The following is a 19,467-nucleotide window of genomic DNA, read 5'->3' on the forward strand; positions in this document are numbered from 1 at the left end:
TTTATTTGTTTCTAACGTTGCACTCTCTCTGAAGTGAGTGGGTACAGTTGACTAAGAATTAGAATGGTCTTGGTGTTTCTCCTAGCTCTACTGAAATCCACTTGAGTTCCGTAAAATGTTCAATCGAGTATTTACCGCCGCTACGACCAATCCCGGACATACCATATCCACCAATTGGCGCCATCGGATCTGATTGGAATGAGTGCGTTCCAAGATGAACCGCACCACAGCGGATCTGACGCGCTGCGCTCAAACCACGCTTCAGATCATTGGTAAGGATGCCAGCGCTCAGTCCGTACTGGCTTTCGTTGGCAATGGTAATCATTTCCTCAAGAGAAGCGGCTTCGGTGACCAGCGCTACCGGCCCAAATGTCTCTTCTTCCCAGCATTCGCCCAATCGTGGTGGGTTGTAAACCACAGTTGGCTGAAAAACCAGGCCGTGATGCACATCTCCACCGGTCAAGATTTGTCCTCCACTCTCTCTGGCCGCCTGCACGTGGCGAATCACTTTCGCTAAAGCGCGTTGATTTATAAGCGGACCATACGCTGTACGCTCGTCACGCAAATCGCCCAAGTATAGGCTAGCAGCTTTATTCGCTAGAGCATTGGCGAAGGCGAGGCCATGTGGTGCCTCAACGATGATCCGCGAACTCGACATACAGATTTGTCCACCGTGAGTGAACGCACCTATCGCGGCAATTTCGGCTGCTTCCGCCATATCCATATCACTCAATACCAGGAGAGGGTTTTTTCCTCCCAGTTCTAATTGCAATCGTTTCATTGTTTGAATTGCAATCTGACCGACCCTAATGCCAGTAGCCGTTGATCCTGTGAATGCCACACCATTTACTCCAGGATGCTTGAGAAGCGGCTCGCCACATTCTGGCCCAAAGCCGGTCACGACATTGAAGACACCAGCCGGTAATCCCGCTTCGTGCAAAATTTTGGCGAATTCTACTGCGATCAGCGGGGTTTCTTCCGATGGCTTGGCAATCACGGCATTACCGGCCCCAAGCGGAAAAGCGGTCATTTTTGCTAAAAGCGCCAGTGGCGCATTGAAGGGTGAAATCACGACAACTACGCCCACCGGTTCTCGTACCACCATTGAAAGACGATGCGGCTTTTCATTCGGCAACGTATCTCCGTAAAGCCGCCGCACTTCACCGGCTGCTGCACGTAAAACTGAGGCAGTATACAGCACTTCATATCTTGCTTTGACAATCGTGGAACCGCTTTCATCAATAAGCAAATCGAGCAAACGGTTGTGATTTACCTCCACTGCTTCAGCACATTCAAGCAACGTGCGCTCCCGCTGGGTAGGTGGCAAAGACGACCAGTAGGTGAAGCCTGCTCGCGCTGAGGAAACCGCAACTTCTACATCGGCCTCTGTTCCACGAGCAGCATAACCGAGAATCTCGCCGTTTACAGGAGCAATGCTGGGGAACGTTTCGCCTCTCTTAGCAGGGGTCTCCTGTCCATGAATGAAATGTCCATACGTTTTCATAGACGACGCTCCCAAGGCAGAGGCAGGATCATTTCACAAGGTGAGCTGCATTGTTTATATTCGATCTTCCAACATACTTGCTCGCAACAGATATGCCCGCGCTCGTATCGGATCTTTGGCAGTCTCTGAGAGGATCTGGTTTCTGCGCTTCCGCTCTGCTTCATCGCTCATTACCATGCTCGTGTACTGCTGATCGGTATAGAGCTGCACCGACTCCATCGCATATTGCCGACGCTCTTCGGCATAGACGTCGAGAAGGGACTCCGGTTCTCCGTTCTGTATCCGATAAAATTTATCGGCTAAATTGGCAGCATCATGAATACCACTATTCATGCCCATTCCACCAGCAGGGTTATTGTTGTGTGCGGCATCGCCGACTAAAATGACGCGTCCAACCCGAAACGTATCGGCGACGCGCTGGTGTACGCGATACAGTTGCGTCGTCTTGATATTGAAGGAAGGCAACTGGCCGAAGAAATTCTCCATACGTGCCCGCAGATTTTCCTCTCGTAAAGCTACTGCTTCATCTTCGTCATTTGTCATCCGAAACACGACGCGCACGATGTCGGGCAAATTCAGAATAATGACCCATTCTTGTGGGTCAAAGATGTAGCACACTGGCGCTGCATTGGGGAATAGAGAGCTAATCTTAAGATCGCTACCGATCAGTAAGAAGCGATCTTCGTATGTTTTTCCTTTGAAGTTGATGTTTAGTCGCTTGCGAACTGTGCTGTGAGAGCCATCTGCTCCAACAAGATACGCACCCTGGCGTTCAACGATCCCAAATGTAGTAGTAAACCGTGCGGTCACATAGGTTCCGTGATCGGTAAAGTCTATCAGCTCGTGCCCCATGTGAACGCTACCTGTTGAGGTAGCTTCGACGGCGGGTTTCAAAATGCGCGTAACAACGTGTTGTGGACATTGCAATCGATATGGGAAAGGTGTGTCGCCAGCAATATGGGCATAATCGAATTCGGCAATTAACTGCCGAGGCCAGCGTTCCCAGTACTGCAGACGGTTCACCTTATATCCATGCCGAATGACCTCCTCTGCAACACCCCATTCATGGAACAACTCCAAAGTTCTGGGATGAAACGTACTAGCGCGAATTTGCACGTTGAGTTCGGGATCTTTCTCAAAGACCTCAGCCGGAATACCCTTCCGCGCTAATGCCAATGCAAGCGAAAGACCAACCGGACCTGCACCCACAATCAATATGGGAAATTGTGTACTTATCGTGTTCATGGTGAACAATCAGGCTTTCAGCTTTCATTCTCGCTCTTCGGCGTGCAAAATACGTACCAGTCGTTCACGCATAGGTACGCCCACCAAACGGTCTGCTAATACGTTGGCCGGGTCTTTTTCTACGATTGTGCGACGTAGCAATATATCGCGTTGTTTGATCGCAGCGCGCTTCTCAGCATCTAAGGGCTGCGCATGTTTGACAAACTCCACCCACTGGCGAACGTATTGCAACATGATCGGCTCCACAACCGCTCTAAAATCCTCGAAAGGCAGCAGACCACAAATTGCGATCGGTGAGAGCGTCGAGCGGGTGTACAAATGAACTGGCGTGAAGGTCTTATAGCGTGGATTTCGGCGTAGGGCAATCCAGGTCTCATTCATTGTTTCATGATATTGGTTCAGATGGTCGAAACTCAGTGGAGGGTCGTAGCGGGGAAGGAAGTCCACGTAGCAAAAGACATCTGGCGCAGTTCCTAATGCTAGTCCCAAATGTGGGACATCTGTTTCTTCATTCATCCAGCAGGTAAGATGAATGTTGGTAAAGCCTGTCTCCGGCCTTCCTATCCACGAACGGACAATCCAGTCTACCTTCTCGCCCGTATAAGTGTGTATATTGCCAACGATATTTCCTTGAGGATCTGGGATTTGCTGAATATCTTTGCACTTCAAATCTTCGCGCAAATGTATACTTGTATGGATGATTTCCCATGCCCGTTCACGGACATTCAACAGATAGCGGAACGTTTCAGTGTTATCAACAGGAGTATGCGCATCTAGCACATCAGCCAGATTTTGTGTCGTATCTGCCGTCATCTTTCCATCCTTTCTTTTTCAGGGATCATGAAATTATTGGCTGTGCCAGTCTCCATGGTCTGCTATTCAACAGATGCGTGCGATAAGATATCATCTTGTTGGCTGCCGCTGCCGGATAAATAATGGCTAACTTAAGCCCGTCATTTTGTGTCATTGTGACAATCGGAGCATTGATGTTACCATCGAAGGGACGATTGCGCCATTCTGTCCACAGTGTGAAATCTTCGGTAATAGCATAGATGGCGCTTGCAGTTGAACTGGCCACCAGGATGTTCATTCTGTTTTCGGCGGCGCGCTCCCTGAATCCTAATGTTATTTCCCACTCCTCTAAAACCTGTGTGGGCACAGCTACTACTTCAACACCTTGCAATGCTGCCAGACGAAACGTTTCTGGATAAATCGCGTCATTCCCCACAATCAGCGCTATGCGTCCCCATTCACAATCAAATACGTTTAATACGCTTCCTAACCGGGACCATGGGTGTCTACCACAAGGGTGTAGCTGGGGCTGTTTCAGTACCACTCCGTGTTGATTAAATAATATGCCCGTATGGGTCCCGTCTTCCACAATTGAAGCGGCAATGTAACAATTCCCTGCTACAGCCTGAAGCACACGAATCATCTCAGAGGAGAACTCCTCTGCATAATCGAATGTGGTAATATGAAATAACTCCGGCAGCACGATAAGTTTTGCTCCCGCTACTACGGCTTCGGCAACCTTTTTTATAGCAAACGCAAGTGCTTCCTGCCCTTTACATGACACCTGGACAACCCCTGCCAGTACATCCGGCGCTCCACTCTTGTAGTAACTCTCTTGAGGAGGTGACCCTAGAGGGGTATACAATTCAGGGCGTCGGCTCAGGAAAATATCCGTACCATCAGGTCGCAGCTTATTTTCCGCCTCGCGTAGATCAATATCGGCGAAAATTACTGCTTCACCCCGCATTGGCGCTTTTGCCAGGGTCTTACCATCGGGGGCAACAATTTGACTTTCTCCTGCCCCTTCAAGAAATTCGGGAGCAATCTTCAATCGCGCTGCAACTGTTTCGCGTAGTTCTTCAGGGACAAGTGAACCGACCTTATTGGCAGCAGCGACAAACACTTTATTCTCCGCTGCACGCACCGGAATGTGTAGTGAAGACTCATCAAGCGCAAATGAGTTCAGGCTATTGAGCAGCAGGTGTGACCGTCGAATAGCGAGCGAGCGCGCTACTTCAGGGATAACGCCGTCCATACAGGCATACATTCCTAACCGTCCATATTCAGTCTCTATCACAGGAGCAATATCAGTAGCAGGAGTCAAAAAGTTGTTCTCATTTCCCATCAAGACTTGCTTGTCATTCATGGCACAAATCTGCCCACTCGGGTCGAACAGGATATTCGTACCCGTGACCTTGCCGTGCTCCCGACGCATGGTGACATTGACCTTGATATAGCAGCGATACAACTTGGCTTTAGCTGCGATAGCCTGCAAAAAGGAGTCATTCGGCGCAACCGATACAGCGTAGCAGTGTTCGGGACTTTCATACCAGGCAAGGTGATTGATAAATTCTGGCAGCACCATGATGTTCGGTCTGACCTTCCCTGCCTGGTCAATCATTCGCAGACAGGTTTGCAAATTAGCAGTCAGATCTGTGCTTACACCAAATTGTACTGCTGCCACCCGAACTCGCGACTCCATAGCCAATAGTCACCTCTCCTGTCATTTAGAACCTATTTGGATACCCTATTGTCATTTGACCGGTGGGCTAGGGAGAGAGGTTACCTTTCCTTTCCTCAAAGCAATTCGTTCTTGCTGGTTGGGACAAGACGGTGCTTTACCCTTACGATTCCTGAATGACCTGCGTGCTGCCCATTATTGCCCGAACATGGTCGCGGATTGCAGGATATATCTCCCTAGTATCTGCTTTAGCAGAATGTTTCGGAGGGACTCTTATACCAATTCTGTCAAGAAGAACCGGGTATCCTGTGTGGAATTGGACACAGGTTTCCCAGCCAAGAGTGGTATCAGAGCGGGGCTGTGGAACGATGATGTACCTGAACGGTATGCAGGTGTTATAGATTGCTGAAGCGTGGCTTCAGCAGTCCAAAGGATTTGTGAGACCCGCTCATATCTAATTCGGTCACACAGCACGAGTATCATCTTGCCAACATCGAGTCGCAACGATGTCATCGTTTGGCTCGTATGTAAAAAGTCACCGATCGCTCTCAATAGAAAACCAAGCGGGTAAGCGTAACGCCTACCCGCCCATCTTCCCATCTCACCCTATCGTGCCCGTTCGACCGCTTTAAGCAGGGCGCGTTTCGTATACACCTTACACATAGCCCGCCGGTACTCTTCACTGGCGTGAATATCGCCAAGCATGTCCATTCCTTCACCCGCGTGAGCCGCGGCCGCAGCGATTGCATCAGCGTTGCCATCCGTACCGATCAATGCCTGCTCAACCGCTGGCTGGCGTTCGGCTTTGGGGCCGGCGCCGGTGATCGCTACCCGACAAGCCGTGACCTGACCGTTCTCCATTTTCACGTAGGCCGCCGCACCAACGATGGCATAGCGACTGGCCGGATGAGGGAACTTGGCGTAGGCAGCGCCTTCACCGGGACCAAGGCTATTGAACGTGATCGAGGTAATAATTTCCCCTGGCTCAAGGGCCGTGCTCAGCATATCGGTGAAGAAATCAGTAGCAGCAATCGTTCGTGGCCCATTAGGGCCTTCTACGTGAATGTGGGCATCGAGGGCAAGTACAACCGCCGGCATATCGGCAGCCGGATCGGCATGGGCAAGTGATCCACCAATAGTGCCACGGTTACGCACTTGAATGTCGCCAATCAAGCTGACTGCTTCCGCCATCACTGGGCAGGCTTTGGCTAATGCGGCATCTTGCTCGATAGCACTCCATGTTGTCAGGGCGCCGATCTCGACCGTACCGTTCACCTTAATCCCGCGCAGTTCAGAAATCTTGTTAATATCGATCAAAATTGCTGGCGAGGCCAGACGCAATTTCATTGCCGGGAGGAGTGAGTGACCACCGGCCAGAATCTTAGCGTCGTCACCATGCTGCTGTAGCAGTGTCAGCGCCTCGGCCAGACTGTTCGGCGCGTAATAATCGAATGGGGCTGGAATCATAGCTACTCCCTTTTATTCGTGACAGAGGGGCACAGGTCGATAACCACCCTGTGCCCATGAGCTGTTTAACCCCTTACTTACTGCCGTGGATCGCCTTCCAGATACGCTCCGGCGTTGCCGGCATCTGGAGGTGCTTCACGCCAAACGGCGCCAGCGCATCGATAATGGCGTTCATCACGCATTGCGCCGAAGCAATAGTCCCCGCTTCGCCAGCACCTTTGACACCCAACGGATTAACCGGCGATGGAGTAACCGTATGGTCGGTTTCGATGTGGGGAACCATCGCTGCCGTCGGCACTGCGTAGTCCATCAGCGTACCGGTGAGCAATTGGCCGTCCTCATTATAGACGGCGCCCTCGTAGAGAGCCTGTGCCAGACCCTGCGCAATACCGCCATGAATCTGACCTTCAACGATCATTGGATTGATCTGATTGCCGCAGTCATCTACGGCGATATAGCGCAGCAACTTCACGTGACCGGTTTCAGGATCGACCTCAACGATGCTTACGTGAGTACCGAAGGGGAACGTACAGTTCGGCGGATCGTAATAGCTGGTCTCATCGAGGAATGGCTCCATCCCAGGCGGTAAATTGTAGGCGACCGCCGCTGCTGCGGCCAATTCACCGATGGTCTTTGCCTTGTCGGGTGAACCTCTGACGTAAGCGCGGCCGTTCTCGAAGACAATATCGGCCTCGTTCGCTTCGAGCAGGTGGGCTGCCAGTTTACGTGCCTTCTCCTTAATCTTATCGACACTACGCTTGATTGCCACACCACCGACGGCCAGCGAGCGTGAACCATACGTACCGTAGCCGAACGGTGTGCCTTGCGTATCACCCCATTGAATTTCGACATCATCAATCGGCACACCCAGCTCGTCAGCAACGATCTGAGCAAAGGTTGTTTCAAGACCTTGCCCGTGCGGGAGTGAGCCGGTTGTGACCACTACTTTACCGGTCAGATGGACCCGCACATTGGCACTCTCCCAGAGGCCAGCTCCCCAGCCCTGACCACCCATCCAGGCACTCGGAGCGATACCGCAGATCTCAACATACGATGAAATTCCGATACCCAGATAGCGACCCTGCTTGCGCAATTCTGCCTGTTGCTTACGAAACTCGGCATAACCGGCAATTTCGAGCGCCTTGTTCAGGGCCGGTTCGTAGTTCCCACTATCGTAGGGCAACAGGCCAAGCCCGTTATCGTAGGGGAAATCCTCTGGCTGGATAAAGTTCTTGCGCCGCACCTCCGCCGGATCCATACCGATTTCGGCAGCAAACCGATCGACCATCCGCTCGATCAGATAGCTCGCCTCTGGGCGACCGGCGCCACGATAGGCATCGACCATCGCCGTGTTGGTATAGGCACCCGTGACGTGCACATATGCAGCCGGTATCTTGTATACACCGGTGATGATCCGGCCATACAGCGTTGTTGGGATACCAGCGGCAACGGTCGAGAAGTAGGCACCGATATTCGCCCACGTCTTCACCCGTAAACCGGTAATCTTGCCATCACGGGTACCGGCCAGTTCAGCCTCAGTAATGTGGTCACGCCCATGGGTAGAATACTTGTAATTTTCGGAGCGATCTTCTACAAACTTCACCGGACGCCCCAGCTTGCGTGCGGCCCACATCGTGAAGGCCATATCGTTGTAGCAGAAGATTTTCTGCCCGAAACCACCACCAACGTTAGGGGCGATGCAGCGCAGTTTGGTTTCAGGGACCCCGAAGACAAACGCTGTGAGCAGGAGGCGATGCACGTGTGGCGCTTGTGAAGTCATCCAGACGGTCCATTCGCCGGTTGCAGCGTCGTAACGTGCAATCGAACCGCGTGTCTCCATGGGGGTAGGAATCAGGCGCTGATTGATAATCTCTTCCTTGACCACAACCTCAGCGCTAGCAATTGCCGCATCGGCGGCTGCTTTATTCCCACACTCCCACTCGAACACAATATTGTTAGGTGCTGCCTCGTGGATCTGGGGTGCACCCGGTTCAACTGCCTTGCGCGCATCGACAACTGCTGGCAAGGGTTCGTACTCAACCTCAACTGCATCGGCTGCATCACGGGCGATGTACCGATTCTCGGCTACCACCATCGCCACCGGATCACCTACGAGCGCCACTTTATCAACCGCTAGTGCTCGAGGGGGAACAGGATAATTCTTGACCCCCGCAGCCTGCCAGGCCGCCGGCATTGGATTAATGTCGAGCATATCTTTGCCGGTAAAGACAGCCACGACACCCGGCATAGCCAGAGCTTTGCTGGCATCGATAGAAACAATCTTCGCATGCGCGTATGGGCTACGCACCAGCGCAATGTGTAGCATACCCGGCAACTTGATGTCATCGAGATAGTTGCCGTGTCCGGTAATCAGCTTCGGATCCTCCCGGCGCTTCAGCGCCCGCCCAACCAGTCGCTCCTTCATTTCGGTAGCGGTCATCCTTGACTCCTCACTAGGTTCTTTGTGAACTGTTATCGAACGAATTAATCAGCAGCTTGCATTGCTGCCATCTTTTCGGCAGCGTAGCGAACCGCTCGGACGATGTTCTCGTAGCCGGTACAACGACAGAGGTTCCCCTCGAGACCGTGGCGGATTTCCTCTTCGCTCGGATTGGGGTTGCGTTTGAGCAGATCGGCAGCAGCCATGATCATCCCAGGCGTGCAAAATCCGCATTGAAGACCATGCTTCTCCCAGAAACCTTCCTGCAACGGATGGAGCTGACCATCCTGAGCCAGGCCTTCAATCGTAGTGATTTCGGCACCGTCACACTGTACCGCCAGCATCGTACACGACTTCACGCTGACACCGTTGACATGCACGACACATGCACCACACTGGCTGGTATCACACCCGATGTGAGTTCCCGTCAGATTCAGGTGCTCGCGCAGATAATGTACCAGCAGCAAACGAGGTTCTACCTCGCTGGTATAGCGAACACCGTTGACCGTGACCGTAATCGTTGTCACTCTCCAACCTCCTCGTTGTCTGTAAAGCGAACTACCAACTACCTGCGATCAGAGCGGGCGAACCAGGTGGGGTAAGAGTGAAAGCAAGATCGCCCAGTTAATGAACTGAATATGCGCATCACCGGCGACGCACTATTAGCGTCGCTGACCGAGTAAATAACCAAGCAAGAAAGCAATAATGACCCACGGCACCCACGGACGCTCTTTCAAGAAGTCTTCAACGACACCTAGAGCAACGTCGATCTCGCTCAAACCTTCCCCGGCTGGAACATGGATTGTGCGACGGAACGAAGCGGAATCAGTAGTCGCCGATGAAGGTGATTCGGCAGCGCCTGGTGGTGAAGCCGGTGTTGACTGTGGCGATGAAGCTGTTGGTTCAGTCGGTTCAGTAGATGAAGTCTGAGACGAAACAGGTTCGGAGGTCGTCGTAATCGGCTCAGCAGCCGAAGCCGTAGGAGCTGGTGAAGGTTCATCTGCCACTGCGGGAGTGTCAGAGGTTACCTGTCCAGCACGCCGGGCTTCAATCTGAGCAGCTAAGGCTTTGAGACTTTGTGAGATAAGCGTCTTGGCTGCCCCGTCGAGCAAACGTTGACCTACACTGGCAATCGTCCCACCAACATGCGCTTCACCACCATAATCCAGAATGGTATGCCCATTCTCTTCGCGAAGCTGAATACTCCCAGAACCCTTAAGAAAACCGTTGTTACCTTTACCGTCAACGTGTATTTCGTAGTACTCGGGTGGACGCAGATTGTCAATTTTGACCCGCCCGCTATACACCCCACGAACAGCTTGTAAGCCGATCTTCAATGTGCTCTCATACTCGTTTTCACCAACTTGCTCAAGACGTTGACAGCCGGGAATCGTGCGGGCCAATACTTCTGGATCATTTAACGCAGCCCACACCTCTTCACGACGAGCGGCAAACGTGTAATTACCGACGATCTTCACACTGGCTCCTTGTGAACTGACCAATTCGGTCAATCACTACCACAGGAAAGCTGTTCTTGCCTGCACGTAGCAAAATAAGGATAGCAGGACAACAGCTACGCTATAAGGGCGGCACGTACAACTGTGAAATTATGTACATCTAGTTATGGGTTCCATATCTATCGTACCGAATAGCAAATGCTTTGTCAAGAGAAATCGAGGTCTGAAATCTCCCCGTACCCTCCAGCGCATTTCGGCGTTTGTAGCGTATAGATGTGGTGATGGAGGAGTGAGGAAGGACATCCGAACATCTTGAACATCTTGAACATCTTGCCTTTACAAGATTACTTGCCTCTGGTATACTCAACATTGTTGAATATCTATACACGCTAGCAATAGGGCAACGCATGACCGAATCAAAGCTGGTCGATGAAATGAATAGCTCCTCGACACTCGACGCTATTGAGCAGATGATCTTGCGTATCAGTTGGCTGGCACAGCGCCAGTTCATCCAGCTTCTTGACGATGAACGGTTTAATCTGACGCTGACCCAGTTTTACACCCTGCTACACTTGGCCCAGACCAACGGTGAATGCAAGATGTCGGACCTCGCCGAAGCGACGCAGCAGTCGGCAGCAGCCCTTACCGGTGTCGTTGATCGTCTGCTCGACAAGCAATTGGTCGAGCGCACACGCCACGAGCGAGATCGTCGGCAAGTAATGGTACAGGTGACTCCACGGGGTTTAGCACTGATTGCCGAGATTCGTCAGGCACGGCGTGAGCAAATTCACGCTGCCCTCGGTCATCTTCCGGCAGCCGATACCGAACGGTTGCTGGAATTACTTGAAGGGGTGTTAGTCGGTATGTCGCGCATCCTCGAACGGAGTGAAGCGGGTCGACTTGCGTGAACGACAGATGGTAGACGAAGACGAGAGTACCTGTCTTCGTCGAAGGAGAGGACATTGTTGCGGGTACCGTTCCAATTAACGCTGCCATCCCTGAATACCGGTAGTGCTGGTTGGTCACGATTGTTCACCTATCTCCGTCCGTACCGTGGTTGGATGGTGGCAGCAATGATCGCCATCATTATCGGCTCCGGTTTAGGGCTGATCGTTCCGTTGGCTATAGGGCAGGTAGTAAATCTGATCACTGGTGATCAGGCATTACCTATGCCGCAGCTTGCCCAGATCCTCGGTTTGGTAGTATTGGGACAGCTCGTTACCGGTGTGATCCAGACCTATTGTCTAAGCTTTGTGGGTGAGCGCGTGGTCGGTGATCTGCGAATCGCTGCCTACGAGCATTTGCAGACGCTCGATCTAGCCTTCTTTGAGCAGCGGCGAACAGGTGAGATTACGTCGCGGGTGACCAATGATGTGACACTTATCCAATCAACGGTAACAACGAGCCTGGCAACCTTACTCCAGGGTGTCATTCAGTTGCTCGGTGCAGTGATCTTGATGGTTGTGGTTTCGTGGCAACTCAGCGGATTGGCGTTGCTCCTGGTGCCGACGCTGGTTTTAATCGCGATCTGGTTCGGACGTCGGCTTCGTCTTGTCTCAACGATGGTGCAAGATCGATTAGCTGATGCAACCAGTATCCTGGAGGAGACGGTTGCCGGAATACGGGTAGTACGTTCGTTCAGACGTGAAGCCTACGAGATTGCCCGTTTTCGGGCAGCCATTGCAACCACGGTGACCACAGCTCTGCGGCGTGCCCGCATCCGAGCAATTTTTCAGCCGGTTATGTCGCTGGCAGTGTGGGTAACGTTGATCGGTATTCTGGCAATTGGCGGCTACCTGGTAACAACCGGCAACCTGACTCCCGGCGATCTCGTATCTTTCCTGTTCTTTGCAGCAACGGCTGCCGGATCGATGGGCTCATTTGCCACGTTGTTTGGTCAGATGCAGGAAGCACTCGGCGCTATGACGCGCGTGTTTGAGTTGCTCGATCAGCAACCACGTGTCGTCGATGCGCCCGATGCTATTCCGCTCCCGCCTGTGCGGGGTCGGGTTGAGTTTCAAGAGGTGTCATTCGCGTATCAGTCTCTGCACGCAAACAACGGAGTATCGGCACCACCGGTTCTACGAAACCTATCTCTGACCATCGAAGCGGGTGAAATGGTGGCGCTGGTTGGGCCGAGTGGTGCCGGTAAGAGCACTATTGCCAGTCTGATCCCACGTTTTTATGATGTGACTGCCGGTAGTGTGCGGATCGACGGTTACGATGTGCGACGAGTGCAGATCCATACGCTGCGTGAACAGATCGGGATCGTACCCCAGGAAACACAGCTTTTTAGTGGAAGTATTCGTGATAACATTCGCTATGGCTGGCTTGATGCCAGCGATGCTGATATTGAAGCCGCCGCCCGTATGGCGAATGCCCACGATTTCATTTGTCAGTTACCCGAGGGCTACGATACCCTGGTCGGCGAACGTGGTGTACGCCTGAGCGGTGGTCAGCGACAGCGGATCGCCATTGCCCGTGCGATCCTCAAAAATCCACGGATTTTGATCCTGGATGAAGCAACCAGTTCGCTCGACAGTGAAAGTGAACGGTTAGTACAAGAGGCGTTAGAACGCTTAATGACCGGTCGCACCAGCATCGTTATTGCCCATCGGCTGAGTACAGTGCAGCGCGCCGACCGGATTGCGGTGATAGTAGCCGGTGAAGTAGTCGAGATTGGAACACATCAGGAATTGCTAGATCGTGATGGCGTATATACCCGTCTGTACGAACTGCAATTCCGCCAGTCAACACCGACAAAGGTTGTCGGGTAGTACGAGAATGATACACGGTGTGAGAAACGTTCACTCTGAACGCAGGAGATAACAGTCTTATGAATGAACCAATGTCAATGTTTGATGATCTGCCCGAAGAGCAAGACGATCTGCTCACCGAACCTGAGCGCCGCCTACCGATGGTTGTGCTCGGCGAAATGGTGATTATGCCACACATGACCATTCCCCTCCAAGTGCCACAGGGGAAATCCTATCGGGCTATGGAGCGGGCATGGGAAGAAGATCGCGACGTCTTACTCATTTTTGTCCGCGAGAACCAGCTTGAAGGCTATAAAAGTAACCAACCGCAAAATTTGCCACCTATCGGGGTGATCGCCCAACTGCAAGAGTTTGCCAAGCTCCCCGATGGCACGGCACGAGTGATTCTGGAAGGGAAGCATCGCGCACAGATTATCGAAGCGGTTCAGATTACCCCCTTCTATCGAGTGCGCTGCCGACCTGTATTTGATTCGCCGGTGAGCGGTATTGAGGTCGAAGCGCTGATGGAGACGGTCAAACAGCAGGTTGACGAGTTTGTTGAGCATCTCGGTGAGGTACCCCAAGAAGCGGTACAGTTTGTCCATCGCATCGATCGGCCTGGACATCTGGCCGATATTGTGACCTGGGGGCCGGCATTCGATTTCAAAGATCGGCTTGAGATTCTCAATACCCTTGATCCGGTTGAGCGCCTACGCAAGGCTTACCTGATTCTGGCCCGCCAGCTTGAACTCTTGAAGCTGCGGGTGAAAATCCAGCAAGATACTCGTGAAATTCTTGACCAGAGTCAACGAGAGTATTTCTTGCGTGAACAATTGCGTGTGATCCGCCGCGAGTTGGGTGAAGATGAAGAGGGTGAAGACCCGATTGATGAACTGCGGCGTAGGATTAACGAGCTGAACGCACCAGAGTACGTGAAGAATCAGGCCCTGCACGAACTGAAGCGACTCTCGCAGCAGGGAATGCATAATCCTGAGTCCGGTGTGATCCGCACCTATCTCGACTGGATTCTTTCGTTGCCCTGGGCCGATGAAGAATTGCCTGAGATCAGTATTACCGAGGCGCGGCGGGTGCTCGACGAAGACCACTACGGTCTCGAAAAGGTGAAAGAGCGTATTCTGGAATATCTGGCCGTGCGTAAGCTGGCTGGTGATAAACTGCGTGCACCGGTTCTCTGTTTCGTTGGCCCGCCTGGTGTCGGCAAGACTAGCCTTGGGCGCAGTATTGCTCGTGCATTAGGGCGCAAATTTGTGCGTACCAGCCTGGGTGGTGTGCGTGATGAAGCCGAGATTCGTGGGCATCGGCGGACGTATATAGGGGCAATGCCTGGCCGGATTATTCAGGCAATGAAGACGGCGAAATCGCGCAGTCCGGTGTACGTGCTTGATGAGGTCGATAAGATCGGGATTGACTTCCGTGGTGATCCCACCTCAGCATTACTCGAGGTGCTCGATCCAGAACAGAACAATGCGTTTAGCGATCATTACCTCGAGATTCCGTTCGATCTTAGTAAGGTGATCTTTATCGCAACGGCGAATCAGCTCGAACCTATCCCGTTACCGTTGCGTGATCGGATGGAAATTATTGAGATCAGCGGCTATACCGAAGACGAGAAGATGGAGATTGCCCGTGGTTTCCTGATCCCCAAGCAACGTGAAGCCCATGGTTTGCGTGAAGATCAGATCGAATTTACCGACGGCGCAATCATCAAGCTCATTCGCGAGTACACACGCGAGGCCGGTGTGCGCAACCTCGAGCGCGAGATCGCCAGCCTATGCCGGAAGGTGGCGCGCAAGGTTGCCGAACAAAGCGAATCTTCAGATAGTACACCGCAGAAGTTCGTGATTGACGAGGCGGCAGTGCTGCAATACCTCGGCCCTGAGCGTTATACCTTTGGCATCGTCGAGGAAAAAGATGAGGTCGGGGTAGCAACCGGGGTAGCCTGGACGAGCGCCGGCGGTGATATTCTCAGTATCGAAGTGTTGCCGTTTAAGGGGAAGGGTCAACTCCAACTGACCGGTCAGCTCGGCGAAGTGATGAAGGAAAGCGCCCAGGCTGCGGTGAGCTATGTGCGCTCACGAGCTGCTGAGTTCGGTATCGATCCGAAGATTTTTGAAGAGCTGAACATCCATATTCATATTCCCGAAGGCGCCGTCCCGAAAGATGGTCCTTCCGCCGGTATTACGCTGACGACGGCGCTAATCAGTGCACTTACCGGGACACCTGTACGACGTGACGTGGCAATGACCGGTGAGGTAACACTGCGCGGGAAGGTGTTGCCTATCGGTGGTCTGAAAGAGAAGACCCTGGCCGCACACCGTGCCGGCATCCGTACATTCATCTTGCCTAAAGAAAATGCCAAAGACATCGGCGAGTTGCCCGAGAAGGTGCGGCGTGAGCTGAACCTTATTCCGGTCTCCTCGATGGATGAGGTGCTGCGAATTGCGCTCAGTCGGATGCCAACAGCGACCAGTGATCAAAACGGCTCACATTACCAGAATAATCGTGGGCCGCAAACGCCTGTTGCATCGACCGGAGTGTAGCAGACGTTTACGTTCATAGCCGCTGGGGGTGTTTCTACCCCTGGCGGGTGTCGGCTTGATGCCCGCATGAATATTGCGAGCTTTCATTCAATGTCTGACCTCCTCTGTTATGGATCAATTTGTGCCGATCTCTACATCTGGTTGCCACACTGGCCACAGCCGGGTAGTGGTCTGCACGCGCTGAATAGTCGCTGGGTGGCCGGTGGCAATGCGCTCAATGAGGCACGTGCGCTGGTAAGCCTGGGGGCGCAACCCCTACTGTACGGCGATCGGTTGGGTTATGATCCGGCTGGCGATCTCATCGCTGCTGAGCTGACAACGCTCGGTCTCATGACCCATATCGAGCGCCGTGCCGATGTAGCAACACCGGTCTGCCATATTCTTATCACCCCTGACGGTGAACGAACTATCATTGCTCTGCGCCGGCAAACTGCGGCTACTCCGCCACAGCCCGATCAACTGGCGATGTCTCAGATCGTGAGTGTCAGTCGTTACGGTCTCCACACCGCCGACGTTGCCCTGCTGGCAAGGCGCCTCAACCGGTTTGTCGTGGCAGGTGATGTAGCCGAGCCGACCGACCCTCTGGCTCAGGCAGCCGATGTCATTGTGACATCGGCTGATCTGCTCAGAGCCGATCCGCTTCATCAAGCTACGGTGTTGCAACACGTGCGCGGCGCCCCGATCTTTCTCACTGCCGGGTCGCAACCGGCTCGTGTGCTGGTATCGGGCAAATGGTACGAAGTCACACCAGCTTCATCTGTTGTCACGAATACAACCGGCGCTGGCGACGTCTTTCGGGCAGGGGTGGTATACGGTATCTGGCAGGGATGGGATTGGGAGACGATTCTGGCTTTTGCGACTCGTGTCGCTACAGCGTTCGTTGCCAGCCGACACGATGAAACGGCCTGAAGAATCCACTCCTTGTACGATACAGTGACGGTATCGTGCAGTATATTGCATCAGCATACCACCCACTGGGCTGCTTGCAGGAGAGACGAAACCAACGCCTGCTTGCGGTATGAGCACGAATAGTGAGATCACAGCGATTGGTCCCAGACCATAGTCGGAACGAGAAGCGCCGCGCCTCCGCACACGCTGGAGAAAGCACGTCGAAGCCCTTTGTTCCTATTCGATGAGCGACATCTAGAAACTTTTCACAAATACTTGTTTCAGCAAACGTTGCCGCCTCACCGGTATTTACTGGTACAATACATAGAGATTCCCGGTAACAACAAACCACGAGGTGGCACTATGAAGCGACGGCGCTGGAATCCCGCAACGTGGGTGAGCCTGGTACCGAATGGGTTGGGCCAGATCAAGCCCAACCACTATTGGGAAATTGTACGCACTGTCTGGGAGAATCGCGACAACCTCGGCAAGGCGTGGCGCATCTTGAACGAAGGTGTGTGCGATGGTTGCGCATTGGGAACGGCTGGGTTACGTGATTTCACAATGAAGGGCGTACACCTCTGTACGGTACGTCTGAATCTGCTGCGCCTGAACACAATGCCACCTCTGGATGTTCAACGCCTGCACGATGTGAGCACCTTACACCATCTGAATGGACGAGAGCTCCGATCATTAGGCCGACTCCCGTACCCGATGATACGGCGACGCGGTGAGCGTGGTTTTCGGCGGATCGGCTGGGAAGAGGCCCTGAATGAGATTGCCTCGTATATGCGCAACACCGATCCACGACGGATAGCATTCTATTTAACCTCACGTGGGATTACGAACGAGACCTACTACGTTGCTCAAAAAGTAGCACGTTTCCTGGGCACGAACAATGTTGATAACGCTGCCCGTCTCTGCCACGCACCGAGCACGACGGCAATGAAGCAAACCCTCGGTGTTGCCGCTTCGACCTGTAGTTACCGCGATTGGATCGGCACCGATCTGCTGGTCTTTATTGGCAGCGATGCCCCTAACAATCAGCCGGTGACGACAAAATACCTGTATTACGCCAAACAGTATGGCGCGCGAATTATGGTGATTAATCCGTACCGTGAACCAGGCCTTGAGCGCTACTGGGTGCCAAGTGTGTTTGAAAGTGCTCTGTTTGGCACACGACTCGCTGATCGCTTCTTCCAGATTCATACAGGTGGCGATATTGCCTTCTTAAACGGCACACTGAAACACCTGATTGAACAGAACTGGCTTGATCGCGAGTTTATTGAAGCGCATACCCGCAATTTTGCCGAAGTCCAGGCAACTCTGGCGCAACAGTCGTGGGCCGAGCTAGAACAGGCGAGCGGTGCAACCCAGGCCGAGATGCTGGCCTTCGCCGAGGCATTGGCTCAGGCCAAAAGTGCCGTGTTCGTTTGGAGCATGGGCATCACCCAGCACGAATATGGGGTCGAAAATGTTAAAGCCATTCTTAATCTGGCGCTGGCTCGTGGTTTTATTGGACGTGAGTATTGCGGGGTAATGCCGATCCGCGGCCATAGCGGGGTGCAAGGCGGCGGTGAGATGGGTTGTACCGCGACAACATTTCCTGGTGGCCGACCGATAAACACAGAATCCGCACGCTGGTTGAGTGAACAATGGGGTTTCACGGTGCCTGATAGGAAGGGTTTGAGCTGCGGCGAGATGCTCGATGCCGCTGCTGCTGGCGAACTCGATGTTTTCTACGCGGTTGGGGGAAACTTTCTCGATACAATGCCCAACCCTGACTACATTCGGACGGCGCTCGGTCGGCCACGATTGCGGGTACATCAAGACATCGTGCTGACAACGCAAATGCTGGTTGATCCAGCCGAGACGGTTATCTTGCTACCGGCGGCAACCCGTTACGAACAGCGTGATGGTGGTACGGAAACAACTACCGAGCGCGAAATTATTTTCTCGCCGTACATTTCACCACCACCGGCTGAGGCGCGCAGTGAATGGGAGATTTTGCTCAATGTTGCAGAAAGAACGCAACCCGAACGAGCGCATCTCATCCACTTCAGTGATGGGCAGCAGATTCGGCGTGAGATTGCCCGTATAGTGCCCGAATATGAGGGGATTCAACATCTGCAACGAGCAGGCGATCATGTTCAATGGGGTGGCCGTATTCTGTGTCGCGATGGTCACTTCGGCACACCTGACGGTCGGGCTGTCTTTACCCCGCTTACTCCTCCGACCATATCATTACCTCCCGATATGTTTGTACTCAAGACCCGACGAGGCAAGCAGTTCAATTCACTCATTCACAGTGAACGTGATCCGCTTAACGGCGCCCATCGTGATGATGTGCTGATGCATCCATCTGATGCAGACAGGCTCGGTGTGCGCGAAGGCGACTGGGTTGTGCTCCGTTCAGCAACCGGCGAGATGCGCGCCCGAATTAAGTTTGCCGACCTCAAACCGGGCAACGTGCAGGTACATTGGCCGGAGGGTAATGTCTTGATTGATGCACATCGGCGTGATCCGGTTGCCGGAGTACCGGCCTATAAGGCTCTGGTAAGCATCCATCCGGTAAAAGACACTGTGATGCAGGAAACCCGGTAGTGCAGCGGGCGGTTCTCATCTCCCCTCTGCCACGGCAGAGCAAGAGAGAGCACATTCAACCATGTGGTAAAG

13 protein-coding genes are annotated in these 19,467 nt (G+C 53.1%); 5 read left to right on the top strand and 8 right to left on the bottom strand.

Features of this window, described 5'->3' with window-relative positions:
• Positions 1-58: 58 nt before the first annotated feature.
• From JE47_RS0112190 to JE47_RS0112225, 8 genes are all read right to left on the bottom strand, one after another.
• The gene (locus JE47_RS0112190; RefSeq protein ID WP_031460029.1) at positions 59-1,504 is read right to left on the bottom strand and encodes an aldehyde dehydrogenase family protein; all 1,446 of its coding nucleotides are present in this window, start codon (positions 1,502-1,504) and stop codon (positions 59-61) included.
• 54 nt (positions 1,505-1,558) lie between these two features.
• A complete protein-coding gene (locus JE47_RS0112195; RefSeq protein WP_035419416.1) occupies positions 1,559-2,749 on the bottom strand; it encodes an FAD-dependent oxidoreductase in 1,191 nt (396 codons plus the stop codon).
• A 24-nt stretch (positions 2,750-2,773) separates the two neighbouring features.
• Positions 2,774-3,562, bottom strand: a complete 789-nt coding sequence (locus JE47_RS0112200) for a hypothetical protein (protein ID WP_031460031.1) — start codon at positions 3,560-3,562, stop codon at positions 2,774-2,776.
• 25 nt (positions 3,563-3,587) lie between these two features.
• On the bottom strand, positions 3,588-5,243 hold the full coding sequence (locus JE47_RS0112205) for a carbon-nitrogen hydrolase family protein (RefSeq protein ID WP_031460032.1): 1,656 nt from the start codon (positions 5,241-5,243) through the stop codon (positions 3,588-3,590).
• A 585-nt stretch (positions 5,244-5,828) separates the two neighbouring features.
• On the bottom strand, positions 5,829-6,689 hold the full coding sequence (locus JE47_RS0112210; protein ID WP_031460033.1) for an FAD binding domain-containing protein: 861 nt from the start codon (positions 6,687-6,689) through the stop codon (positions 5,829-5,831).
• 73 nt (positions 6,690-6,762) lie between these two features.
• Positions 6,763-9,129: a xanthine dehydrogenase family protein molybdopterin-binding subunit gene (locus tag JE47_RS0112215; protein WP_031460034.1), complete on the bottom strand. Its 2,367-nt coding sequence runs from the start codon at positions 9,127-9,129 to the stop codon at positions 6,763-6,765.
• A gap of 44 nt (positions 9,130-9,173) precedes the next feature.
• Positions 9,174-9,656 (bottom strand): (2Fe-2S)-binding protein, encoded by a 483-nt coding sequence (locus JE47_RS0112220; protein WP_031460035.1) that lies wholly within the window; start codon positions 9,654-9,656, stop codon positions 9,174-9,176.
• A gap of 135 nt (positions 9,657-9,791) precedes the next feature.
• Positions 9,792-10,607 (bottom strand): SRPBCC family protein, encoded by an 816-nt coding sequence (locus JE47_RS0112225; protein ID WP_031460036.1) that lies wholly within the window; start codon positions 10,605-10,607, stop codon positions 9,792-9,794.
• Positions 10,608-10,993: 386 nt separating this feature from the next.
• Here JE47_RS0112225 and JE47_RS0112230 point away from each other — a divergent pair, with 386 nt between their 5' ends.
• The 5 genes from JE47_RS0112230 to JE47_RS0112250 all read left to right on the top strand — a co-directional run bounded on the left by JE47_RS0112230 (position 10,994) and on the right by JE47_RS0112250 (position 19,395).
• The gene (locus JE47_RS0112230; RefSeq protein WP_031460037.1) at positions 10,994-11,494 is read left to right on the top strand and encodes a MarR family winged helix-turn-helix transcriptional regulator; all 501 of its coding nucleotides are present in this window, start codon (positions 10,994-10,996) and stop codon (positions 11,492-11,494) included.
• A 57-nt stretch (positions 11,495-11,551) separates the two neighbouring features.
• On the top strand, positions 11,552-13,363 hold the full coding sequence (locus JE47_RS0112235) for an ABC transporter ATP-binding protein (RefSeq protein WP_236631224.1): 1,812 nt from the start codon (positions 11,552-11,554) through the stop codon (positions 13,361-13,363).
• 59 nt (positions 13,364-13,422) lie between these two features.
• On the top strand, positions 13,423-15,903 hold the full coding sequence (lon, locus tag JE47_RS0112240) for an endopeptidase La (protein WP_031460039.1): 2,481 nt from the start codon (positions 13,423-13,425) through the stop codon (positions 15,901-15,903).
• A 90-nt stretch (positions 15,904-15,993) separates the two neighbouring features.
• Positions 15,994-16,812 carry a carbohydrate kinase family protein gene (locus tag JE47_RS0112245; RefSeq protein WP_031460040.1) on the top strand — a complete coding sequence of 273 codons (819 nt, stop codon included), beginning with the start codon at positions 15,994-15,996 and terminating at the stop codon, positions 16,810-16,812.
• Between the two features lie 342 nt (positions 16,813-17,154).
• Positions 17,155-19,395 carry an FdhF/YdeP family oxidoreductase gene (locus tag JE47_RS0112250; RefSeq protein ID WP_031460041.1) on the top strand — a complete coding sequence of 747 codons (2,241 nt, stop codon included), beginning with the start codon at positions 17,155-17,157 and terminating at the stop codon, positions 19,393-19,395.
• Positions 19,396-19,467 lie beyond the last annotated feature (72 nt).

Source organism: Chloroflexus sp. MS-G, from assembly GCF_000735195.1.
Taxonomy (GTDB): domain Bacteria; phylum Chloroflexota; class Chloroflexia; order Chloroflexales; family Chloroflexaceae; genus Chloroflexus.